The organism is Pseudomonas sp. JV245A, from assembly GCF_032424515.1.
Classification (GTDB): domain Bacteria; phylum Pseudomonadota; class Gammaproteobacteria; order Pseudomonadales; family Pseudomonadaceae; genus Aquipseudomonas; species Aquipseudomonas protegens.
Genome location: NZ_VYKE01000002.1, coordinates 77,635 through 99,790 on the forward strand (window position 1 = coordinate 77,635; position 22,156 = coordinate 99,790).

Annotated in this window: 18 protein-coding genes; 7 read left to right on the forward strand and 11 right to left on the reverse strand. The window is 62.1% G+C overall.

All coding sequences use genetic code 11. The annotated features are described in order from the left end of the window. Window position 1: 1 nt before the first annotated feature. From F6S12_RS01300 to F6S12_RS01345, 10 genes are all read right to left on the reverse strand, one after another. Complete coding sequence (locus F6S12_RS01300; protein WP_011063833.1) at window positions 2-1,564, reverse strand: SpoVR family protein; 1,563 nt, start codon at window positions 1,562-1,564, stop codon at window positions 2-4. Continuing rightward, window positions 1,561-2,835: a YeaH/YhbH family protein gene (locus F6S12_RS01305; RefSeq protein ID WP_011063832.1), complete on the reverse strand. Its 1,275-nt coding sequence runs from the start codon at window positions 2,833-2,835 to the stop codon at window positions 1,561-1,563. The genes F6S12_RS01300 and F6S12_RS01305 overlap by 4 nt, the downstream gene beginning before the upstream one ends. Window positions 2,836-2,953: 118 nt before the next feature. Continuing rightward, window positions 2,954-4,876 carry a PrkA family serine protein kinase gene (locus tag F6S12_RS01310; protein WP_011063831.1) on the reverse strand — a complete coding sequence of 641 codons (1,923 nt, stop codon included), beginning with the start codon at window positions 4,874-4,876 and terminating at the stop codon, window positions 2,954-2,956. Window positions 4,877-5,175: 299 nt separating this feature from the next. Then, a complete protein-coding gene (glpE, locus tag F6S12_RS01315; protein WP_152686486.1) occupies window positions 5,176-5,505 on the reverse strand; it encodes a thiosulfate sulfurtransferase GlpE in 330 nt (109 codons plus the stop codon). A gap of 33 nt (window positions 5,506-5,538) precedes the next feature. Continuing rightward, a complete protein-coding gene (locus F6S12_RS01320) occupies window positions 5,539-6,408 on the reverse strand; it encodes a symmetrical bis(5'-nucleosyl)-tetraphosphatase (protein WP_161466530.1) in 870 nt (289 codons plus the stop codon). Beyond that, complete coding sequence (apaG, locus tag F6S12_RS01325) at window positions 6,408-6,788, reverse strand: Co2+/Mg2+ efflux protein ApaG (RefSeq protein ID WP_011063828.1); 381 nt, start codon at window positions 6,786-6,788, stop codon at window positions 6,408-6,410. The genes F6S12_RS01320 and apaG overlap by 1 nt, the downstream gene beginning before the upstream one ends. Before the next feature lie 124 nt (window positions 6,789-6,912). Beyond that, window positions 6,913-7,725: a 16S rRNA (adenine(1518)-N(6)/adenine(1519)-N(6))-dimethyltransferase RsmA gene (gene rsmA / locus F6S12_RS01330; protein WP_011063827.1), complete on the reverse strand. Its 813-nt coding sequence runs from the start codon at window positions 7,723-7,725 to the stop codon at window positions 6,913-6,915. After that, entirely contained in the window at window positions 7,722-8,711 is a 990-nt protein-coding gene (gene pdxA, locus F6S12_RS01335; RefSeq protein ID WP_015637252.1) for a 4-hydroxythreonine-4-phosphate dehydrogenase PdxA, read from the reverse strand. The genes rsmA and pdxA overlap by 4 nt, the downstream gene beginning before the upstream one ends. Then, complete coding sequence (gene surA, locus F6S12_RS01340; protein ID WP_036997049.1) at window positions 8,708-10,024, reverse strand: peptidylprolyl isomerase SurA; 1,317 nt, start codon at window positions 10,022-10,024, stop codon at window positions 8,708-8,710. The genes pdxA and surA overlap by 4 nt, the downstream gene beginning before the upstream one ends. Continuing rightward, window positions 10,005-12,827 (reverse strand): LPS-assembly protein LptD, encoded by a 2,823-nt coding sequence (locus tag F6S12_RS01345; RefSeq protein WP_315868671.1) that lies wholly within the window; start codon window positions 12,825-12,827, stop codon window positions 10,005-10,007. The genes surA and F6S12_RS01345 overlap by 20 nt, the downstream gene beginning before the upstream one ends. Before the next feature lie 130 nt (window positions 12,828-12,957). Here F6S12_RS01345 and F6S12_RS01350 point away from each other — a divergent pair, with 130 nt between their 5' ends. Genes F6S12_RS01350 through F6S12_RS01360 form a run of 3 tightly spaced genes read left to right on the forward strand, consistent with a single transcriptional unit; the run spans window position 12,958 to window position 15,423 of the window. Continuing rightward, the gene (locus tag F6S12_RS01350; RefSeq protein WP_011063823.1) at window positions 12,958-13,983 is read left to right on the forward strand and encodes an aminoglycoside phosphotransferase family protein; all 1,026 of its coding nucleotides are present in this window, start codon (window positions 12,958-12,960) and stop codon (window positions 13,981-13,983) included. Next, window positions 13,980-14,654, forward strand: a complete 675-nt coding sequence (gene murU / locus F6S12_RS01355) for an N-acetylmuramate alpha-1-phosphate uridylyltransferase MurU (protein WP_065365138.1) — start codon at window positions 13,980-13,982, stop codon at window positions 14,652-14,654. The genes F6S12_RS01350 and murU overlap by 4 nt, the downstream gene beginning before the upstream one ends. Window position 14,655: 1 nt before the next feature. Next, entirely contained in the window at window positions 14,656-15,423 is a 768-nt protein-coding gene (locus tag F6S12_RS01360) for a TerB family tellurite resistance protein (protein WP_011063821.1), read from the forward strand. Window positions 15,424-15,468: 45 nt separating this feature from the next. Here F6S12_RS01360 and F6S12_RS01365 read toward each other — a convergent pair whose 3' ends face one another. Beyond that, on the reverse strand, window positions 15,469-16,458 hold the full coding sequence (locus F6S12_RS01365; RefSeq protein ID WP_315868672.1) for an alpha/beta hydrolase family protein: 990 nt from the start codon (window positions 16,456-16,458) through the stop codon (window positions 15,469-15,471). Window positions 16,459-16,532: 74 nt separating this feature from the next. On the opposite strand from F6S12_RS01365, the gene F6S12_RS01370 reads away from it, so the two are divergent. From F6S12_RS01370 to F6S12_RS01385, 4 genes are all read left to right on the forward strand, one after another. Continuing rightward, entirely contained in the window at window positions 16,533-18,932 is a 2,400-nt protein-coding gene (locus F6S12_RS01370) for a PAS domain S-box protein (RefSeq protein WP_315868673.1), read from the forward strand. A 13-nt stretch (window positions 18,933-18,945) separates the two neighbouring features. After that, window positions 18,946-19,575, forward strand: a complete 630-nt coding sequence (locus tag F6S12_RS01375) for a response regulator (protein WP_011063818.1) — start codon at window positions 18,946-18,948, stop codon at window positions 19,573-19,575. Window positions 19,576-19,837: 262 nt separating this feature from the next. Next, entirely contained in the window at window positions 19,838-20,962 is a 1,125-nt protein-coding gene (locus tag F6S12_RS01380; protein ID WP_015637246.1) for an ABC transporter ATP-binding protein, read from the forward strand. A gap of 43 nt (window positions 20,963-21,005) precedes the next feature. Next, on the forward strand, window positions 21,006-22,049 hold the full coding sequence (locus tag F6S12_RS01385) for an ABC transporter substrate-binding protein (RefSeq protein ID WP_011063816.1): 1,044 nt from the start codon (window positions 21,006-21,008) through the stop codon (window positions 22,047-22,049). The last annotated feature ends 107 nt before the right edge of the window (window positions 22,050-22,156 follow it).

Here is a 22,156-nt window from a genome sequence, read left to right on the forward strand (position 1 = left end):
CTTAAAGGTGGATAACCGCCAGGTCCAGGCGACCGTAGTCGTTTTCGTTGTGATCGCTCTTTGGCGGTACGTGGTGGGTTTTCATCACCTGGTCGCCCTGCAGGGTTTCCAGGTGAATGTCGAAGCCCCAGAGGCGGTGCAGGTGCTTGAGCACTTCGTCGGTGGAGTCCCCCAGGGGTTTACGGTCGTGTTGCTGATGACGCAGGGTCAAGGAGCGGTCGCCCCGGCGGTCGATGCTCCAGATCTGCACGTTGGGTTCGCGGTTGCCCAGGTTGTATTGCGCGGCCAGGGTTTCACGGATGATCCGATAGCCGCTTTCATCATGGATTGCCGGTACCAGCAGGTCGTCCTTCTGATCGTCGTCCATGATGCTGAACAGCTTGAGATCGCGGATGACCTTGGGCGACAGGTACTGCAGGATGAAGCTCTCGTCCTTGAAGCTGCTCATGGCGAACTTGATGCTCGACAGCCAGTCGGTGCCGGCCAGTTCCGGGAACCAGCGCCGGTCCTCTTCCGTGGGCTCCTCGCAGATGCGTCGGATGTCGCGGTACATGGCAAAGCCCAGGGCATAGGGGTTGATGCCGTTGTAGTAGGGGCTGTCGAAGCCTGGCTGGAATACCACGCTGGTATGGGAGGTGAGGAATTCCATCATGAAGCCATCGGTGACCAGGCCTTCGTCGTACAGATCGTTCATCAAGGTGTAGTGCCAGAAGGTAGCCCAGCCTTCGTTCATCACCTGGGTCTGGCGTTGCGGGTAGAAGTACTGGGCGATCTTGCGCACGATGCGCACGATCTCGCGTTGCCAGGGCTCCAGCAGTGGCGCGTGTTTTTCGATGAAATAGAGGATGTTTTCCTGAGGTTCGGCGGGGAAGCGCGCATTGTCCTTGTCGCTGTACTTGTCCGCGCCCTTGGGAATGGTGCGCCACAGGTCGTTGATCTGTTTCTGCAGGTGTTCCTCCCGGTCTTTCTGCCGGCGCCGTTCTTCTTCGGCGGAAATCGGGTAGGGCCGCTTGTAGCGGTCGACACCGTAGTTCATCAAGGCATGGCAGGAGTCCAGCAGATCTTCCACGGCATCGATGCCATGGCGCTCCTCGCATTGCATGATGTACTGCTTGGCGAACACCAGGTAGTCGATGATCGAGCTGGCATCGGTCCAGGTGCGGAACAGGTAATTGCCCTTGAAGAAGCTGTTGTGGCCATAGCAGGCGTGAGCCACCACCAGCGCCTGCATGCAGATGGTGTTCTCTTCCATCAGATAGGCAATGCAAGGGTCGGAGTTGATGACGATTTCGTAGGCCAGGCCCATCTGGCCCCGGCTGTAGGATTTTTCGGTGCTGAGGAAGTGCTTGCCGTAGGACCAGTGGTGATAGCCCAGGGGCATGCCCACCGAGGCATAGGCGTCCATCATCTGCTCGGCGGTGATCACTTCGATCTGGTTGGGATAGGTGTCCAGGGCATAGCGGGCCGCGATACGGCTGATTTCACGGTCGTAGGCCTGGATCAGCTCGAAGGTCCATTCCGAGCCGGTGGAGATGGGTTGGCGCTTCTGCTCTCTGGCGGTCATGTCACTAACCTGCGCTGGAAGAGTTCACGGAAGACCGGATAGATGTCTCCGGCCGAAACCAGTTGCTGCTGGGCGAATGTATCGGAAAAGGCCTCGGCGATGCGTTCGTACTCGAACCACAGGGCCTGGTGCTCGCGCGGGGTGATTTCCACGTAGGTGTAGTACTGCACGAACGGCATGATCTGGTTGATCAGGATGTCGCGGCAGATCGGCGAGTCGTCGTTCCAGTTGTCGCCATCGGAGGCCTGGGCAGCGTAGATGTTCCACTCGTTGCTCGGGTAGCGTTCGGCCATGATCTCCTGCATCAGCTTCAGGGCGCTGGAGACGATGGTGCCGCCGGTTTCCCGTGAATAGAAGAACTCCTCTTCGTCCACTTCCCGGGCACTGGTGTGGTGGCGGATGAACACGACGTCGATCTTGTCGTAGTTGCGCTTGAGGAACAGGTACAGAAGGATGAAGAAACGCTTGGCGATGTCTTTGGTGGCCTGGGTCATGGAGCCGGAAACGTCCATCAGGCAGAACATCACCGCCTTGGAGCTGGGGTTGGGCTGTTTCACCAGCAGGTTGTACTTGAGGTCGAAGGTGTCGAGGAAGGGCACGCGGTGAATCCGGGCACTCAGGCGCTCGATTTCCGCCTCAAGCTCCTGGATATCGCCGAAATTGTCCGGTTCTTCCCGCTTCAGGCGCGCCAGTTCTTCCTTGGCTTCCCGCAGCTTGGCCCGGCTGCTGCCGGACAAGGCAATGCGCCGCGCGTGGGCCGACCGCAAGGTACGGATGATATTGATCCGGGCCGGGTTGCCTTCGTTGCTGATCCCGGCTCGTACGGTCTTGAAGGTGTCGGTTCCGGTCAGGTTGCGTTTCACCAGGTTGGGCAGTTCCAGGTCCTCGAACATGAATTCGAGGAATTCCTCCTGGGTGATCTGGAACACGAACTCGTCCATGCCTTCGCCGGAGTTGCCGGCCTTGCCCCGGCCGCCACCGCCCCCACCGCCGCCTTGAGGCCTGGCAATGTGCTCGCCGGCAGTGAATTCCTTGTTGCCTGGGTGAACCACGGTCTGCTTGCCGCCACGGCCGTGGTGCAGCACCGGCTCGTCGATATCCCGCCCGGGAATGCTGATTTGCTCGCCATGCTCCATATCGGTGATGGAGCGCCGGCTAACCGCCTCTTCGACGGCCTTTTTAATGTGGTCACGGTAGCGCCGCAGAAACCGCTGGCGGTTTACCGTGCTCTTGTTCTTGCCATTGAGACGTCGGTCGATCACATAGCTCATGGGCCCCTCCGGGGAGCTTCAAGACATAAGCTTCAAGCGGTAGGCAGCGTTGCAGCAGAGCCCGCAAGGGCTCTACGGCAAGGTGCCCGCAGCTTGGGGCTAGAAGCTTGCAGCTGCTTTACTGCGACTTTCTGACCCGCAGATACCATTCGGATAGCAGCCGTACCTGTTTGTCGGTGTAGCCGCGCTCGACCATTCGTGTGACGAAGTCGTTGTGCTTCTGCTGATCCTCCTTGCTCGCCTTGGCGTTGAAGCTGATGACCGGCAACAGGTCCTCGGTGTTGGAGAACATTTTCTTCTCGATGACCACCCGCAGCTTCTCGTAGCTGAGCCAGGTGGGGTTCTTGCCGTTGTTGTTGGCCCGGGCGCGCAGGACGAAATTGACGATTTCGTTGCGGAAATCTTTCGGGTTGCTGATCCCGGCCGGTTTTTCGATCTTTTCCAGTTCCTCGTTGAGGGCCACGCGATTGAGGATTTCGCCGGTCTCCGGATCGCGGTATTCCTGATCCTGGATCCAGAAGTCCGCATAGAGCACGTAGCGGTCGAAGATGTTCTGGCCGTACTCGCTGTAGGACTCGAGGTAGGCGGTCTGGATCTCCTTGCCGATGAATTCGATGTAGCGCGGTGCCAGGTATTCCTTGAGGAAGCGCAGGTAGCGCTCGCGGGTTTCTGCCTGGAACTGCTCTTGCTCGATCTGCTGTTCCAGCACGTACAGCAGGTGCACCGGGTTCGCCGCCACTTCGTGAGGGTCGAAGTTGAAGACCTTCGACAGGATCTTGAAGGCAAAGCGAGTCGACAACCCGTTCATCCCCTCATCGACGCCGGCGCTGTCACGGTACTCCTGGATCGACTTGGCCTTGGGATCGGTGTCCTTGAGATTTTCGCCGTCATACACCCGCATCTTCGAGTAGATGTTGGAGTTCTCCGGTTCCTTGAGGCGCGAAAGCACGGTGAACTGCGCCAGCATCTTCAGGGTGTCGGGGGCGCAGTGGGCCTTGGCCAGGGAGCTGTTGAACAGCAGCTTGTCGTAGATCTTCACCTCATCGGTGACCCGCAGGCAGTACGGCACCTTGACGATATAGATCCGGTCGATGAAGGCTTCGTTGTTCTTGTTGTTGCGGAAGGTGTGCCATTCCGACTCGTTGGAGTGGGCCAGCAGAATGCCGGTAAACGGAATCGCCCCCAGGCCCTCGGTGCTGTTGTAGTTGCCTTCCTGCGTCGCGGTCAGCAATGGGTGCAGCACCTTGATCGGTGCCTTGAACATTTCGACGAATTCCATCAGGCCCTGGTTGGCCCGGCACAGCGCCCCGGAGTAGCTGTAGGCGTCGGCGTCGTTCTGGGGGAATTCTTCCAGCTTGCGGATATCCACCTTGCCCACGAGGGCCGAGATGTCCTGGTTGTTCTCATCCCCAGGCTCGGTCTTGGCCACGGCAATCTGGTTGAGGATCGACGGATAGAGTTTCACCACCCGGAACTGGCTGATGTCGCCGCCGAACTCCGACAGGCGCTTGGTGGCCCAGGGCGACATGATGGTGTTGAGATAACGCCGGGGAATGCCGAAGTCTTCTTCGAGAATCGCGCCATCTTCCGTGGCGTTGAACAGGCCCAGCGGTGATTCGAAGACCGGAGAGCCCTTGATGGCGTAGAAGGGCACTTTCTCGATCAGTTGCTTGAGTTTCTCGGCGAGGGAGGATTTACCACCGCCCACCGGCCCCAGCAGATAGAGGATCTGTTTCTTTTCTTCCAGGCCCTGAGCGGCATGACGGAAGTAGGAGACGATCTGATCGATGCATTCTTCCATGCCATGGAAGTCTTCGAACGCCGGATAGCGGCGAATCACTTTGTTGGAGAAGATTCGCGACAGCCTCGAATTGGTCGAGGTATCCAGCAATTCGGGCTCGCCGATGGCCAGCAGCAGGCGCTCGGCGGCCGAGGCGTAGGCGCTTCGATCCTTCTTGCACAGCTCCAGGTATTCCTGCAGCGAAAACTCTTCCTGGCGTGTGGATTCGAAGCGTTGTTGGAAGTGGCTAAAAATACTCATGACGTCACCTCGCTCGATACGTGGAGCCGGCGTCGGATCAGTCAGTCAAGTGCTGGCATGCAGCTGAGTTTCCAGCTGCTGTTTACCCCCCAGAACACTTTCAAAGCTATCGACCTTGAAAGCTAGTACCGATGACCCGCTCGCCGGTGTACCGGCTCTCCCCTGATTTGGATGGCCTGAGGCTAAGGATAGTTCGGAATCCGGGAGGTCAAGGCGAGATGGGGAATTAGTTGCCCGCTACCGTTCGTCTGGTGCTGCGTCAGCCCGCGTCGTACGCGGGCTAGAGCGTCGGAAAAAAATTATTCAGGGTTGCCCTGAGCGGTTTCCGCTGGATAAGTGCTGCGCCACAGTTCGAAGCCGCCATCCAGGCTGTAGACGTCGGAAAAGCCCTGGCTGACCAGGTAGGCTGCCGCGCTCTGGCTCGAGTTTCCGTGATAGCAAACCACCACTAGCGGAGCGTCGAGGTCAGCAGCGCGGATGAAGTCGGAAATGGAGTGATTGTCCAGGTGTTGCGAGCCACTGATGTGGTTCAGTGCGTAGGTTTGCGGATCGCGGATGTCCACCACCACGGCACCTTGCTCGCGCAGTACCTGGGCCTGTTCTGGGGGGATGCGTTTGAATTCGCTCATGGCGGGCTCCTGGAGCTTGATAATCAGCGCCGGCTAGCGCTTTGCCGGTGCCGGCAGGGGTTCGGGGGAAAGAGCGGCGGTGCGGCCTTGGGCATCGCAGTCGCAGGTCAGGCGTACGCCGCTATCGACATTCAGCAGGGTCATGGCCCCGCCCCAGACGCAGCCGCTGTCCAGGGCGAAGATGCCGGGCTCGTTGCAATGGCCTTCCAGGGCTGCCCAGTGGCCGAAGATGATCTTCAGGTCCCGGGTCTTGCGCTCCTTGTGGCTGAACCAGGGGGCGTAGCCCGGTGGCGCGGTGTCCAGGCCCTCCTTGCTCTTGAGGTCCAGCTTGCCGTCGCTGGTACAGAAGCGCATGCGGGTGAAGTAGTTGGTGATGACCCGCAGGCGAGTCACGCCTTTGAGATCACTGTCCCATTTCGCTGGATCATTGCCATACATACCGTCCAGGAAGGGGGCGAAGAGGTTGTCGTCGCGCAACGCTTCTTCGACCTCGGCGGCACATTTCTGGGCTTTCTTCAGCGACCACTGGGGGGCTATGCCGGCGTGCACCATGGCGATGTTGCGGGCTTCGTCGTAATGCATCAGCTTCTGCTGGCGCAGCCACTGCAAGAGCTCCTCGCAATCGGGAGCCTCCAGGATCTCGCGCAGAGTGTCGGATTTCTTCAGGCGCTCGACGTTGCGCCAGACGGCCAGCAGGTGCAGGTCGTGATTGCCCAGCACGCAGACCAGCGAGTCGCGGATCGAATACAGGTAGCGCAGGGTTTCCAGCGACTGCGGGCCACGGTTGACCAGGTCGCCCACCAGCCACAGGCGATCCCGGGCGGGATCGAAGGCTACTTGTTCAAGCAGGCATTGCAGAGGTTCCAGGCAGCCTTGCAGGTCGCCGACGGCGTAGGTCGCCATCAGTGCAAGGCTCCGGGCACGGCCAGGCGGAAAGGCGCAATGACGGCGTCGAACTGTTTGCCGTCCTCGGCGAGCATCTGATAGCTGCCCTGCATGTTGCCAACCCGGGTGGTCATTACCGTGCCGCTGCTGTAGGTGTGGCTTTTGCCTGCGGCGATCAGCGGTTGCTGGCCCACCACGCCGGCACCACGGACCTCTTCGACATGCCCGTCGCCATCGGTGATCACCCAGTGCCGGGACAGCAGCTTGGCTGGAAGCGAGCCATTGTTCTGCACGGTGATGGTGTAGGCGAAAGCGAAGCGGTTCTGCTCGGGTTGCGATTGGTCTGCCAGAAAGCGAGTGACGACGCTGACGTCGACCTGGTAACGAGGATCGGACATGCAAGAGGCCTTTAAAGCAAAGCGGGACGCGGGACAGGACTGATGGAGGTCAGTCTAGGTCAAGTATCGGGTAGTAGACCAGACATCCTGTCTGGCGTCCTACCCGATATCAGCCGAGGGCGTTTCAGTCGGTAGCGGGCTTGGGCTGGTCTGCCAACTGATCGGCCAGGCGCACGAAGGCGGCCAAGTCCAGTTGCTCGGGACGCAGGCTGCCGTCGACGCCGGCGGCCTCGATCTCGGCGCTGCTGAGCAGTGCCTTGAGGGTGTTGCGCAGGGTCTTGCGGCGCTGGTTGAAGGCTTCGCGCACGATGCGCTCCAGCAGGCGATGATCCTTGGCAGGGTGTGGCAGTACCGCGTGGGGCACCAGGCGCACGATCGCCGAGTCGACTTTTGGCGGCGGATTGAAGGCGCCCGGGCCGACGTTGAACAGGTGCTCCACACGGCAGTGATACTGGACCATGATCGATAGGCGGCCCCAATCACCACCGCCAGGGCCGGCAGCCAGGCGTTCGACCACTTCCTTTTGCAGCATGAAGTGCATGTCGCGGATCAGTCCGGCGTTCTGCAGCAGGTGGAAGATCAGCGGAGTAGAGATGTTGTAGGGCAGGTTGCCGACCACCCGCAGGCTGCCTGGCGCTGCGCCCAGGGTGTTGAAGTCGAACTTCAGGGCGTCGCCCTGGTGCAGGTTGAAGTTGCTCTTGCCGGCGAACTGCTGGTTGAGGATCGGGATCAGGTCCTTGTCCAGCTCCACCACGTCCAGCTGGGCGCCGCTGCCCAGCAGGCCTTCGGTCAGGGCGCCCTGGCCCGGGCCGATTTCCAGCATGCGGTCCTCGGGCTTGGCGTGGATGGACCGCAGGATGCGGTCGATGACGCCAGCGTCATGCAGGAAGTTCTGGCCGAAGCGCTTGCGCGCCCGGTGTTGGTATTGCTCGGTCATATACGGTTCTCGGCCATCTGGTAGGCGGTTTCCAGGGCGACCTGCAGGCTGCCGGTGTCGATCTTGCCGCTGCCGGCCAGGTCCAGGGCGGTGCCGTGGTCGACGGAGGTGCGGATGATCGGCAAGCCGAGCGTCACGTTGACGGCCGCGCCGAAGCCTTTGTATTTCAGCACAGGCAAGCCTTGGTCGTGGTACATCGCCAGCACTGCGTCGCAGTGCTCCAGATATTTGGGGGTAAACAGAGTGTCGGCAGGCAACGGACCGCGCAGGTCCATGCCTTCGGTGCGCAGGCGCTCTAGGGTAGGTTCGATGATGTCGATTTCTTCGCGGCCCAGGTGACCGCCTTCACCGGCGTGGGGGTTGAGCCCGCAGACCAAGATGCGTGGCCGGGCGATGCCGAACTTGTGCTGCAGGTCGGCATGCAGGATCCGCGTGACCCGCTCCAGGCGCTCGACAGTGATGGCGTCGGCGATTTCCCGCAAGGGCAGGTGGGTGGTTACCAGCGCCACGCGCAGGCCGTGGGTGGCCAGCATCATCACCACTTGCTCGGTGTGGGTCAGGTCGGCGAGGAATTCGGTATGGCCGGAAAAGGCGATCCCGGAGTCGTTGATCACGCCTTTGTGCACGGGGGCGGTGATCATGCCGGCAAAGTGCCCGTCCAGGCAGCCCTGGCCGGCGCGGGTCAGGGTTTGCAGGACAAAAGCCGCATTGGCCTGGTCCAGCTGGCCGCTGATCACAGGTTTGGCCAGGGGCGTGTCCCAGACATACAGGCTGTTCGCCGGGGCGGGTTCAGTCGGCAGTTGCTCCAGGGTTACCGGCAGCAGATCGACGGCCACGCCCAGCTGCGCGGCCCGCTCTAGGAGCAGGTCGCGGCTGGTAATGGCAATCAGGGGGTGAGGCTGGGGTTGCGAAGCGAGCAGCAGGCACAGGTCAGGACCTATACCCGCCGGTTCGCCGGGTGTCAGAGCGAAACGTCTGGGTTTCACTGTGCGGCCTGTTCAGCGCCGGGCAGCTTGATTTCGACGTAGGCCTCGTCACGGATCTGCCGCAACCAGGTCTGCAGCTCTTCGTCGTACTTGCGGTTACGCAGGACGGTCATGGCTTGCTGTTCGCGGGCCTGGCTGGTGCTGTCGGTGGCGCGACGGCCAAGGACTTCCAGTACGTGCCAGCCGTAAGGGCTCTTGAAGGGCTTGGACAGTTGACCTTGTGGGGTCTTGGCCATCACTTCGCGGAATTCCGGCACCAGGGCGTTCGGGTCGATCCAGTTGAGGTCGCCGCCGTTGAGGGCGGAGCCTGGGTCTTCCGAGTAGCTTTTCGCCAGTTCGGCGAAGTCTTCGCCGGCCTCGATGCGATCGTAGAGTTTCTGCGCCAGGCGCTTGGTCTCTTCTTCGCTGCGAATTTCGCTTGGCTTGATCAGGATGTGACGCACGTGCACTTCGTCACGCACCTGATTGCCGCCGCCACGCTTGTCCAGCAGCTTGAGGATGATGAAGCCGCCAGGGGTACGGGCCGGTTGGGTAATGTCGCCCACGGCCATGGCGCTCAGTTCGCGATCGAATGGAGGGGGCAGTTGAGCCGCTTTGCGCCAGCCCATGTCGCCGCCTTCCAGAGCGTTGTCGCTGCCGGAGCGGGCGATTGCCAGCTGGGCGAAGTCCGCACCCTGCTTGAGCTGCTGGTACACCTCCATGGCCTGGCGGGCAGCACTCTGAATGGCTTCGGAGTTGGCGCTTTCCGGGGTCGGGATCAGGATGTTGGCCAGGTGCAGTTCTTCGGAGAGCTGCATCTTGCCCAGGTCCGAGGCCAGGAAGTTCTTCACTTCCTGTTCCGATACCTGGATGCGTTCGGCCACACGGCGCTGGCGCACGCGGCTGATGATCATCTCGCGGCGAACCTGGTCACGGGCGTCCTCATAAGAGAGACCATCGTGGGCCAGGGCAGCACGGAATTGCTCGATGCTCATGCTGTTGCGCTGGGCAATGGTGCCGATCGCCTGGTTCAGTTCTTCATCGGTGATGCGGATGCCGGAGCGTTCGCCAATCTGCAGTTGCAGGTTTTCAACGATCAGGCGTTCCAGAACCTGTTGCTCCAGGACGCTGGTAGGCGGTACACCACCGCCACGCTTGGCGATGGTTTGCTGGACTTCGTGAACCCGTTGGTCCAACTGGCTCTGCATGACCACGTCGTTGTCGACGATGGCCACGACCTTGTCGATGGACTGTACTGCGGCGCTGGCCGCAGTACTCAGGAACAGCGCGCCCAGCATCAGCGGGCGCAGACAATCAGAAAGCTTGGTCTTCACGTTCACGATAACCTTGGATGCCTTTGTCGAGGAAGCTCTCTACTTTGGTGCCCATGACGCCACCGAGACCCTTCAGAACAATTTGGAGGAAGATGCCGCGGTCGCCTTTTTCGTTCTCAGGAGCGTTCTGACTGAACTCGTCATACTTGACCCAGTAACGGCTGATCAGGCGCAGTTTCCAGCAGCAGTTGTCGTATTCGAAACCACCGAAGGCCTCGAGCGTGCGGTTACGGTTGTAGTCGTACTGCCAACGGCTGATGGCGTTCCATTGCGGCACGATCGGCCAGATCACCGAGAAGTCATGCTGCTGGATCTTGTAGTAGTCCTTCACGTAGCCCGGAGTGCCCGGAGTGCCGTAGTCGCCACCCATTTTCCAGGTACCGCTGTTCTGGTCGTAGCGAATCTGGTCGTTGCGATAGCGATAGCCGGCGTTGACCACCTTGTTCGGGTTGTCTTCAGGCTGATAGTGGAACATCGCACTGCCGGAACGCGGGCTGTGGCTGTCCGGATCCCAGTTGTACTCGGCGTTGGCGCGCCAGTCGCGGTTGAAACGGTATTCGTACTCGAGGGCGTAAGGCGAGACGTTGGAGGTGGCGTCGGCGCGGGTACGGTAGTCGATACCGGGCAACTGAACGGTGCGGTCCTTGAAGTACATGGCCTGGCCGACGCTTACACGCTGGCGCTGGAAGCCGTTGTCTTCGATCCAGCGACTGGTTAGACCCAGGGACAGCTTGTTTTCGTCGCCGACACGGTCGGAGCCGGAGAACCGGTTCTCGCGGAACAGCGAAGAATAGTTGAAGGTCGGTTCACCCGTGTCGAATACCGGAATGTCTTTCTGGTCCTTCTCCGGTACGTACAGGTAGAACGCACGTGGCTCCAGCGTCTGGCGATAGTTGGTGCCAAACCATTGGGTATCACGGTCGAAGTACAGGCCGCCGTCGACACTGGCGATTGGTACGCCACGGTTCTGCGAGCTTTTGAACGACTCACCCAAGGCTGCTGAATTGTTCCGGTTGTTGACCAGGTCATCTTTACCCTGGCGATCGAGGTCGGTGTTGTACTGGGTGTACATGTACTTCAGGGATGGGGTCAGATAACCGTAGCTCCAGTTCAGCGGCAGGCTGACACCAGGCTTGAGGTTCAAACGATCACCATTGGAGCGAGCCAGGCCGGCGACGTTGGTATCCAGTCGTGGCGTACCAATGGCTCCGGTATCCAGATCGATGGGGCCCCCATCTTTATCTGTGTAGTTGCCTTTCAACAGGTCCCGTTCAAAGCGCACCAGCTCGGTGTCGTAGGTGAAGTCCAGGCCCTGCGGATGGAACGGCAGCTCACCGGCTAAGGTGAGCTGCGGCAGACGGTTGTACGGTGTGATGTTGGACACGCTGGCCAGCTCGTACGCCTGCACGTTCAAGCGTGCGGTGTAGTCGTCGCCACGGTAGGTCACGGCGCCTTGCTGGTTGACGTAATCGGTGGACTTCACGCCGATCTGATCGGTTTCCAGGTCCTGGAAGTAGTACGGATCACTGATCTTGGTGTAGTCGACTTCGGTCATCAGACGCTGATCAAGCCCGCCCTTGTGCTGCCAGTTGAGCATGTAGCGGGTTTTTTCGTAGTCGGTCTGCTTCTTGCGATCGGTGTCGTCGTCGTTGAGGTACGCGGCGCCGAACTGACCTTCGCTGCTCTTGGTCAGGTAGCGGAACTCGCCTTCCATCAACAGGCCGCGCTTGGCCATGTAGCGTGGGTACAACGTGGCGTCGTAGTTGGGCGCCAGGTTGAAGTAGTAGGGGGTAACCAGCATGAAACCGGTGTCGCTGCTGGTGCCGATGCTCGGTGGCAGGAAGCCGGACTGGCGACGATCGTCGATCGGGAAGTAGATATACGGGGTGTAGAGCACCGGAATATCTTTGACCCGAAGGGTCACGTTGGTCGCGGTACCGAAGCCGGTGGCCGGGTTCAAGGTGATGTTGTTGCCCTTGAGCTGCCAGGCGTTGCTGTTCGGTTCGCACGTGGTGTACGTACCATCCTTGAGGCGGATGATGGCGTTTTCCGCACGCTTGGCGTACAGCGCATTACCACGGACGCGGGATTTGTGCAGAACGTACTCGGCGTTGTCGACCTTGGCTTCACCGGTATCCAGCTGGATGTCGGCGTGGTCGCCCACCAGCAGCGCGCCATTGTCGCGTACGCGCACGTTGCCGCTTAGTTCGCCGCGGTTCTCGGCCTGATACAGGCTGGCCTCGTCGGCCTCGACCTGCATGCTGCCCTGGCGCATGACCACGTCACCGGCCAGGGTCGCCACCTGTTCTTCCTGCTGATAGCGGGAAGCCTTGGCGCCGATAAAGGTCGGAGCGTCACTTTTATTCGTCTTGTCATTCATGCCAGGACGAATCGGTTCGATATAGGAACCAGAGCAGTAAGGACCAGTCTCGGCCAATTGAGCGGCGGTGAGCTTCTCACGCGGTACCCAGTCGAGGTGGCTGTAGTCCGCACTGCGGGACTTCAGGCCACGGCCCTTGGCCTCGGTCACCAGCTTCGACTTGTCGCCGCTGGCTTCTTCGCCCGTAGCATCGGCTGCCGTGGCAACGCTGGAGCTGACCGAGTTGGCGTCGTGGACCGGGCGCGGCGGCAGTTGGGCGGCGCTGGTTTTCGGCGCACAGGCCCAGCCACCCGAAGCAGAGACTGAGCAGTCATACTGTTCCGCGGCGACCACGAAGGAAGTGGCTAGAGGTTGCAGGGCCAGCAAACTGCCGGTAACCAGCAACGGAAATTTTTTACGAAACGCGGGGGATTTCAATGCCATCTTATTAGTCCGGGCTTCCTGCGTGCCATCTGCCCGCGGTGTGGGCCGCACGCCTCTCGATGGTCTGAAAAAGATGCTGGATAATAAAGCATGACCCGCTTGACGGCTAGCGCCGTCGGAGACCCTTGTAATGCCTGACCAAGATGTACGCTTGCAACACCTGAAAGTTTGGCTCGATGAGCAGTTGGCGATTGTTTATGCAGCGCAGGGCTGGGGTGAAGTGCCCCCGGCAACATTGACCGCAGCCAGCAGCGACGCGAGTTTCCGTCGTTATTTCCGTTGGCAGGGCGCGGGTCGCAGCTTCGTGGTGATGGACGCTCCGCCCCCCCAGGAAAACTGCAAACCCTTCGTGGATATCGCCCGTTTACTGGCGACTTGCGGCATCAACGTGCCGAAAATTTATGCAGAAGATTTGCCTCGCGGCTTCCTGTTGCTCAATGACCTGGGCAATCAGACCTACCTGGACGTGATCAACGAACATAATGCCGACGCACTGTTCGAGGATGCATTCCAGGCTTTGCTGGCCTTCCAGCAGTTGCCGATGGACGCGCCCCTGCCCAGTTACGACGTGGCCCTGCTGCGCCGTGAACTGGAGCTGTTCCCCGAGTGGTACATCGGCCGTGAGCTGGGCATCAGCCTGAGTCCACAGCAGCGCGAGCAATGGCAGCGTGCCAGCGACCTGCTGATCGACAGCGCCCTGGCGCAACCCAAGGTGCTGGTGCACCGCGACTATATGCCACGCAACCTGATGCACAGCGAACCGAACCCCGGCGTGCTGGACTTCCAGGATGCGGTCTACGGCCCGGTGACCTATGACGTGACCTGTCTGTTCAAGGATGCCTTCCTCAGCTGGCCGGAGTCCCGGGTGCAAGGCTGGCTGAGCCAGTACTGGCACCAGGCGCGGGCGCGGGGTATCCCGGTGCAGGACGACTTTGACGAGTTTCTGCGGGCCAGCGACCTGATGGGCGTGCAGCGTCACCTCAAGGTGATCGGTATCTTCTCGCGGATTTGCCACCGCGATGGCAAACCACGCTACCTGGCCGACGTGCCGCGCTTCTTTGCTTATATAGAGGCGGTCACGTCCCGACGCCCCGAGCTTGCAGAGCTGTCGCAACTGCTGCTCAGCCTGCGCCAGCCGGCGGGAGCCCATGCATGAAGGCGATGATCCTGGCAGCCGGCAAGGGCGAGCGGATGCGCCCCCTGACCCTGACCACTCCCAAACCCTTGCTGCCTGTAGCGGGCATGCCGCTGATCGAGTACCACCTGCGGGCCCTGGCGGCGGCAGGTTTTCGCGACATCGTCATCAACCATGCCTGGCTCGGCCAGCAGATCGAGGATGCCCTCGGCGATGGCCAGCGCTGGGGCCTGAACATTCAGTATTCGGCCGAAGGCCAGCCGCTGGAAACCGGCGGCGGGATTTTCCAGGCATTGCCCTTGTTGGGGGACGCGCCGTTCCTGGTGGTCAATGGCGATATCTGGACCGACTACGATTTTGCCGCCCTGCGCCGGCCCCTGGCCGGGCTGGCTCATCTGGTGATGGTGGACAACCCGCCGCACCACCCCAGTGGTGGCGACTTCTGCCTGGTAAACGGCCAGTTGCACGACCGCCAGCCAGGCGCAGCGGCGCTCACGTTCAGCGGCATATCGGTGCTGCATCCGCGGTTATTCCAGGGTTGTGTTGCCGGTCCGTTCAAGCTGGCGCCGCTATTGCGCGAAGCCATGGCCCAAGGCCAGGTCAGTGGCGAACATATGCAGGGGCACTGGGTCGATGTCGGCACCGTCGAGCGTCTGGCCCAGGTTGAACACTTGCTGCAAGCGAGTCGCTGATATGTGGTGGCCAGGGACTCTGATCGGAGCCGGAGCTGGATTTGCAATCGCCAGTATTCCGGGGGCCATGCTCGGTGCGTTGCTGGGGCAGGCGCTGGACCGGCGCCTGCAACTGCACAGCTGGGCGCAGGTGCGTGAACGCCTGGGCGGTCGCCCGGCGTTGCGCAATGATGAATTGCTGTTCGTGCTGCTGGGGCGGCTGGCCAAGAGTGATGGCCGGGTGATGGACGGGCATATCCAGCAGGCGCGCCAGGAAATGCGCTCGCTGGAGATGAACGATGCGGCCCAGCGCCGGGCGATTGCCGCATTCAACCGCGGCAAGTCGGGCAATGACCGTCTGCGCGGCTATCTGCGTCGCCTCGCGGCTCAGCCCCATGCCGCCGAAGGCGTGCTGCGGGCCTGTTGGCGCATGGTCTGGGCCGACGGCCGGGTCGGGCCGGCGGAGCGCGAACTGATCCAGCTCTGGGGCAAATGGCTGGGCTGGACCCGTGAGCAGGTGCAGGCGTTGGCGCAGGACTACGGTCCGGCGAGGAAGTCACTGGCCGAAGGCGCCCTGACTTATCAAGAGGCGCTGCGCCTGTTGGGGGTTGCAGCTACCAGCGAGCCGGCGCAGATCAAGCGGGCCTATCGGCGCCTGCTCAGCCGCCATCACCCGGACAAGATCGCCGGCAACGGCGCCAGCGAGGCACAGGTGCGTGAGGCTACGGAAAAGACCCGGGAGCTGCACAGCGCCTATGCCCTGATACGCCAGCGCCGGGAATTCCGTTGAGGGTGCAGGCCGCGATTGCCGCTGCGGCAGTCGCGGCCTGTGGGCTCAGCTATCGGTGTTCTGAGGGTTCAACCAACCGCGTACCCGGCGAAACAGCTGCTCTTGCTGGGCGGTGTTGTTGCCGGGCAGGGCCTTGAGGGGAATCTGGCTGAAGTTCGAGTGCTTCAGGCGCTTGCTCGCTTGCAGTCGCTCCAGGGCGGCTTTTTGCGCCAGAGGCTTGTCGACATAGAAGAAGTCGGCAGTGGCCAGCTTCAACGTAGGCGTGATCTCCAGCAGTTGCGGTTTGCCATTGGCCGGGGACTGGGCTGCTACCATCACCAGCTTCTGTACCTGGGCCGGCTGTTTCTCGCTGAGGTAGCGTGCGGCCCAGTAGGCACCCGTACCATGACCCAGGAGCACGATACTGCGGGCGTTCTGCTGTTCGGCAAAGGCCAGGGCAGCATCGACGCGGGTGAAGATGCGCTCGGCATCCGCCTTGATCTGCTCTTCCGTGCTTTCTGCTACTACCCGGTCGGCCACGTCGGCTTCGCCGCCAGCGACCTGCTCGATCGGCTTGGCCTCGGTGCTGGCATCCTTGGCGGTGTTGGCCTTGTCCGTAGGGGCCGGTGCGGCTTCGACCACCCGTGGTTGCGCGGCCTCGCTGAGCATGTCGGGCAGGGTCAGGCTCAGGCTGGCCCACTCGGTGTCCGGCAATTTGTTGCGCAAAGGTGCAATGGCTTGCGGCCAGTCAGCGGTTTCACCCGCTCCCGGGAGGATAATCACCACGCCCTTGGGGTCGCTGGTGTTGGCCGGCTTCCACAGGGCCAGGAAGGTATCGCCGCCGGCTTGCAACTGCTGCTGTTCCAGGGCGGGCAACTGGCGCTCCAGGGCGGCGGCGTCTTCCTGGCTACGCTCAGGCAGAGGTTGGCGTTGCGCCGGTTGTTCCTCGGGAGTCTTGGTTTCTGGAGCCGGGTCGGCAGCTTGCACAGAAAAGGTCCAGGGCAGGATCAGCGACAGGCACAATGCGGGCAGTGCCGAGCGGTGGACAAGGGGCATCGGATATTCCAGGCCAGAAGTAATTCCGGCAGCCTAATGGGTTGGTCAGTATTTGTCAGGGTGTGAGACTTCAGATGATGCGTTTTCGCTGCCTTCTGCTTATCGGCTGTCTGTGCCTTCCCTTGATAGGCCATGCGGCCCCGGCGCCCCAGGTGCCGACTGCGCCCTTGAGCCTGGAACAGCGCCAGTGGCTGGCGCAGCACCCCGAGTTGCGGGTGGGGCTGGTGTTGCAGGCGCCGTTCGCCCAGTACGACCGGCGCCTGCAGCGGCTGTCCGGGGCCAATGTCGAGTTGATGCAAGCCCTGGCCAAGGCGCTGAACATCGAGCTCAGCTGGCGCAACTTCCCTGACCAGGCACAGCTGGAGCGGGCCCTGCGCGACGGCGAGGTGGACATGGCCCCGGGCCTGACCCAGACCCCGGCCGGTCTGCGCCTGTGGTTGTTCAGCGACCCCTATATGCGCGTGCCGCAGCTGGTGGTCGGGGAGCGCAAGGGCGCAGGTACGGTGGAGCTGGAAAAACTCGACAGCCAGGCCCGGGTCGCCGTGCGCATGCCCAGTGCGGTGGCCGATTACCTGCGCCTGACTTACCCCAACCTCAACCTGCAAGGAGTGCCCCTGGAGCGCCAGGCCCTGCAGTTGCTGCTGAGCCAGCAGGCCCGCTACGCGGTGGTGGACGAGGCTCAGCTCAGTCGCCTTTCGGGGGAGGCGGAGTTCGCCGGGCTGGCCGTGGTGGGGGATATCGGCTTGCCGCAATTGCTGCGGGTAGCCACTCGCCGCGATTGGCCGGAACTGGCGAGCATTGTCGAAGCGGCCTTGCATGCGATCCCGGCCAAGGAGCTGGAGCAGCTCCATGGCCGCTGGCTCCAGCCCAAGTACCCGCGGCTTGGCGAGTCCCCCGGGGTCTGGCAGAACCTCAGCCTGCTGTTGGTGATCCTGCTGCTGGCGAGTCTGGCGATCGTCTTCTGGCAGCGCCGCCAGCAGCGCAGCCTGGAGCAGCGCCTGCTGGCGGCGCGGGAGGACATCGCCTTGCGTGCCGCCAGCGAGGAAGCCCTGCGCCTGACCCAGTTCTCCATCGATCAGAGCACCGTGGGCATTCTCTGGGTCAATTGGGACAGCCATGTGCGCTACGCCAACCGGGCAGCCGAAGAGATGCTCGGTTACCCGGCGGGCGGGGTGATCGACCGGCCGCTGATCGATTTCGAGCCCAACCTGCATATGGATCGCTGGCTCAACCTGTGGAAGCGGGCCCGGGGCAGCGAGGAGGGCGTGCAAAGTTTCGAGACCCAGTGTGTGCGTGCCGATGGCAGCATCCTGCCGGCGGACGTGTCCCTGAGCTTCCTGCGCTTTCGCGACAGCGAATACCTGGTGGTCTATCTCAATGACGTGACCGAGCGCCGTCGCGCGCTGGCGGCCCTGCGCGAAAGCGAGGCGCGTCTGCAGGGGATTGCAGCCAACGTGCCGGGCCTGGTGTTCCGCCTGGAGCGGGCGCCGGTCACCGGGCAGATCGACTTCGCCTATATCAGCGAAGGCAGCGAGACCCTGGTGGGCTACTCGCCATCAGTGCTGGCCCACCGGGACAAGGGCCTGCGCAGCCTGGTGCACCCGGACGACAAGGCCAGCTATCACCAGACCCAGGACCAGGCCCTGGACACCGACAGCGACTGGTCCTGGCAGGGCCGCATCCTCACTCGCCAGGGCCAGCAGCGCTGGGCCGAGATCAAGGCCATCACCCGGCGCCTGGATGACGGCGCGTTTGTCTGGGACGGCATTGTCTGGGACATCAGCGAAAGCAAGCGCATCGAGCTGGAACTGGCCAGCTCCCGTGAACAGTTGCGGGAGCTGTCGGCGCACCTGGAAAGCGTGCGCGAAGAGGAAAAGGCCCGCATTGCCCGGGAAGTCCATGACGAACTGGGGCAGATGCTGACTGTGCTCAAGCTGGAAACGTCCATGTGTGAGCTGGCCTATGCCCAGCTCGACCCGGGCCTGCATGAACGCCTCAACAGCATGAAGCGCCTGATCGCCCAGCTGTTCCAGCTGGTGCGGGATGTGGCTACCGCACTGCGGCCGCCAATCCTCGATGCGGGCATCGCCTCGGCCATCGAATGGCAGGCCCGCCGGTTCGAGGCCCGCACCCAGATCCCCTGCCTGGTCCAGGTGCCGGACAACCTGCCGCGCTTGAGCGACGCCAAGGCCGTCGGCCTGTTCCGTATCCTCCAGGAGGCCCTGACCAATGTCATGCGCCATGCCCAGGCGCATACTGTGGAACTCACTCTGACCCTGGAAGCACACGAGCTGTGCATGAGCATCAGCGATGACGGCCTGGGCTTCGACACCGCTTCTGCACGTCCGACGTCCTTTGGCCTGGTGGGCATGCGCGAGCGGGTGCTGATCATGGGCGGGAGCCTGTCGCTGCACAGTGAGCGGGGCGAAGGCACCACCCTGAGTGTCCGGGTGCCCCTGGACCAAGAACAATAATGAGGAGACACGCGTGATCCGTGTACTGGTAGCCGAAGACCACACCATCGTTCGCGAAGGCATCAAGCAACTGATTGGCCTGGCCAAGGACCTGGTCGTGGTGGGCGAGGCGAGCAACGGCGAGCAGTTGCTGGAGACCCTGCGTCAGGTGCCTTGCGAAGTGGTGCTGCTGGATATCTCCATGCCCGGGGTGAACGGCCTGGAGGCCATTCCGCGGATCCGTGCCCTGAGCAATCCGCCGGCGATCCTGGTGCTGTCGATGCACGACGAGGCGCAGATGGCCGCCCGGGCGCTGAAGATCGGCGCTGCCGGCTACGCCACCAAGGACAGTGATCCGTCGCTGCTGCTGACGGCCATTCGCAAGGTGGCATCTGGCGGCCGCTATATCGACCCGGACCTGGCTGACCGTATGGTCTTCGAGGTCGGTCTGACCGATACCCGGCCCTTGCATTCGCTGCTTTCCGAGCGTGAATTCTCGGTTTTCGAGCGCCTGGCCCAGGGCGCCAATGTCAACGACATTGCCCAGCAACTGGCCCTGAGCAGCAAGACCATCAGTACCCACAAGGCGCGGCTGATGCAGAAGCTCAACATCACCTCCCTGGCCGAACTGGTGAAATACGCCATGGAACACAAGCTGCTCTGACACCCTCTGCGGTGCTCTCCCTCCCCTTGGGGGAGGGCACTTATCCATTTGCGACATTCCGCGCTTTCAGGCTTTCGCCGTTTCTTGCCGCTTGCAGCCTGCCGTTTGCCTCCGCCCTTATCCAATCGCGCCATTCTTGTAGGGCAATCCCTACACGCAACCTTCCAGAGGGCTGAGGCGAATCTCTCCTGGCCCCCGATTTGCGCGCTCTGCAGGCTCCTCTAGGCTTGTTCCACAGCCGTCTAAAACAAAAGGTGCGGGTATGAGCGAGGTCGTTTCAAGTGCTGGGGCCAACGATGTTCTGGTCAGCTTTCGTGGTGTGCAGAAGAGCTACGACGGCGAGAACCTGATCGTCAAAGACCTCAACCTGGAAATTCGCAAAGGCGAGTTCCTCACCCTGCTGGGGCCATCCGGTTCCGGCAAGACCACCAGCCTGATGATGCTGGCCGGTTTCGAAACCCCGACCGCCGGCGAGATCCAGCTGGCCGGGCGCTCGATCAACAATGTGCCGCCGCACAAGCGCGACATCGGCATGGTGTTCCAGAACTACGCGCTGTTCCCCCACATGACCGTGGCCGAGAACCTGGCCTTTCCGCTGTCGGTACGCGGCTTGAGCAAGACCGACATCAGCGAGCGGGTCAAGCGGGTGCTGAGCATGGTCCAGCTCGACGCTTTCGCCCAGCGCTACCCGGCCCAGCTGTCCGGCGGCCAGCAGCAGCGGGTGGCCCTGGCCCGGGCCCTGGTGTTCGAGCCACAGCTGGTGCTGATGGACGAACCCCTTGGCGCCCTCGACAAGCAACTGCGCGAACACATGCAGATGGAGATCAAGCACCTGCACCAGCGCCTGGGCGTGACCGTGGTCTATGTGACCCACGACCAGGGCGAAGCCCTGACCATGTCCGACCGGGTGGCGGTGTTCCACCAGGGCGAGATCCAGCAGATCGCGCCGCCGCGCACTCTCTACGAAGAGCCGAAGAACACCTTCGTCGCCAACTTCATCGGCGAGAACAACCGCCTCAACGGCCGCCTGCACAGCCACAACGGCGAGCGTTGCGTGGTGGAGCTGGGGCGTGGCGAGAAGGTCGAGGCGCTGGCGGTGAATGTCGGCCAGGTCGGCGGCCCGGTGACCTTGTCCATCCGCCCGGAGCGGGTGAGCCTCAACGGTTCCAGCGAAAGCTGCGTCAACCGCTTCTCCGGCCGGGTGGCGGAATTCATCTATCTGGGCGACCACGTCCGGGTGCGCCTGGAAGTCTGCGGCAAGAGCGACTTCTTCGTGAAACAGCCGATTGCCGAGCTCGATCCTGCGCTGGCAGTAGGTGACGTGGTGCCGCTTGGCTGGCAAGTCGAGCACGTTCGCGCGCTCGACCCGCTTCTAGAGGCGAATTGATCGCCCCCCTGCAACACCAACCTGCACGTGGAGAACACAATAAATGTTGAGATCCCTGAAATTCACCGCCCTGGCACTGGGCATGATGGGTGCGGCGCACGCCATGGCGGCGGGCCCGGACCTGACCGTGGTGTCCTTTGGCGGGGCGAACAAGGCGGCCCAGGTCAAGGCCTTCTATGCCCCTTGGGAGGCGGCGGGCAAGGGCAAGATCATCGCCGGCGAATACAACGGCGAAATGGCCAAGATCAAGGCCATGGTCGACACCAAGAGTGTGTCCTGGGACCTGGTAGAAGTGGAGTCCCCGGAACTGTCCCGCGGTTGCGACGAGGACATGTTCGAGCAACTGGACCCGGCGCTGTTCGGTAACAGCGAAGACTACGTCAAGGGCGCGATCCAGCCGTGCGGCGTGGGCTTTTTCGTCTGGTCCACGGTACTGGCCTACAACGCCGACAAGCTGAAAACCGCTCCGAGCAGTTGGGCTGATTTCTGGGACGTCAAGCAGTTCCCGGGCAAGCGCGGCCTGCGCAAGGGCGCCAAGTACACCCTGGAGTTCGCCCTGATGGCCGACGGCGTCGCGCCCAAGGACGTGTACAAGGTCCTGGCCGGCAAGGATGGCCAGGACCGTGCCTTCAAGAAACTCGATGAACTCAAGCCCTACATTCAGTGGTGGGAAGCCGGCGCCCAGCCGCCGCAGTACCTGGCTTCCGGCGACGTGGTCATGAGCTCGGCCTACAACGGCCGGATCGCCGCGGTGCAGAAGGAAAGCAACCTGAAAGTGGTGTGGAACGGCGGCATCTACGACTTCGACGCCTGGGCCATTCCAAAAGGCCTGGACAAGGCTCGCGCCGAAGCGGCGAAGAAGTTCATCGCCTACTCGGTGCAACCGCAGCAGCAGAAGACCTATTCGGAGAATATCGCCTACGGCCCGGCCAACACCCAGGCCGTGCCGCTGCTGGCCAAGGACATCCTCAAGGACATGCCGACCACTCCGGAAAACATCGCCAACCAGGTGCAGATCGACGTCAGCTTCTGGGCTGACAACGGTGAGCAACTGGAACAGCGCTTCAACGCCTGGGCAGCCAAGTAACCACCCCCTGCCGTTGTAGGAGCGAGCTTGCTCGCGAAGGCGTCATCAGCATCAACCTTGATGTTGAAGCACAGCCTTCGATGCGCGGCCAAGCCCGCTCCTGCCGC

Excerpts from the sequence above, each read along its gene's own strand:
- F6S12_RS01300 (WP_011063833.1), bottom strand. The coding sequence starts at position 1,564 with ATGACCGCCAGAGAGCAGAAGCGCCAACCCATCTCCACCGGCTCGGAA.
- F6S12_RS01305 (WP_011063832.1), bottom strand. The coding sequence starts at position 2,835 with ATGAGCTATGTGATCGACCGACGTCTCAATGGCAAGAACAAGAGCACG.
- F6S12_RS01310 (WP_011063831.1), bottom strand. The coding sequence starts at position 4,876 with ATGAGTATTTTTAGCCACTTCCAACAACGCTTCGAATCCACACGCCAG.
- glpE (WP_152686486.1), bottom strand. The coding sequence starts at position 5,505 with ATGAGCGAATTCAAACGCATCCCCCCAGAACAGGCCCAGGTACTGCGC.
- F6S12_RS01320 (WP_161466530.1), bottom strand. The coding sequence starts at position 6,408 with ATGGCGACCTACGCCGTCGGCGACCTGCAAGGCTGCCTGGAACCTCTG.
- apaG (WP_011063828.1), bottom strand. The coding sequence starts at position 6,788 with ATGTCCGATCCTCGTTACCAGGTCGACGTCAGCGTCGTCACTCGCTTT.
- rsmA (WP_011063827.1), bottom strand. The coding sequence starts at position 7,725 with ATGACCGAGCAATACCAACACCGGGCGCGCAAGCGCTTCGGCCAGAAC.
- F6S12_RS01345 (WP_315868671.1), bottom strand. The coding sequence starts at position 12,827 with ATGGCATTGAAATCCCCCGCGTTTCGTAAAAAATTTCCGTTGCTGGTT.
- F6S12_RS01350 (WP_011063823.1), top strand. The coding sequence starts at position 12,958 with ATGCCTGACCAAGATGTACGCTTGCAACACCTGAAAGTTTGGCTCGAT.
- murU (WP_065365138.1), top strand. The coding sequence starts at position 13,980 with ATGAAGGCGATGATCCTGGCAGCCGGCAAGGGCGAGCGGATGCGCCCC.
- F6S12_RS01360 (WP_011063821.1), top strand. The coding sequence starts at position 14,656 with ATGTGGTGGCCAGGGACTCTGATCGGAGCCGGAGCTGGATTTGCAATC.
- F6S12_RS01365 (WP_315868672.1), bottom strand. The coding sequence starts at position 16,458 with ATGCCCCTTGTCCACCGCTCGGCACTGCCCGCATTGTGCCTGTCGCTG.
- F6S12_RS01370 (WP_315868673.1), top strand. The coding sequence starts at position 16,533 with ATGATGCGTTTTCGCTGCCTTCTGCTTATCGGCTGTCTGTGCCTTCCC.
- F6S12_RS01380 (WP_015637246.1), top strand. The coding sequence starts at position 19,838 with ATGAGCGAGGTCGTTTCAAGTGCTGGGGCCAACGATGTTCTGGTCAGC.
- F6S12_RS01385 (WP_011063816.1), top strand. The coding sequence starts at position 21,006 with ATGTTGAGATCCCTGAAATTCACCGCCCTGGCACTGGGCATGATGGGT.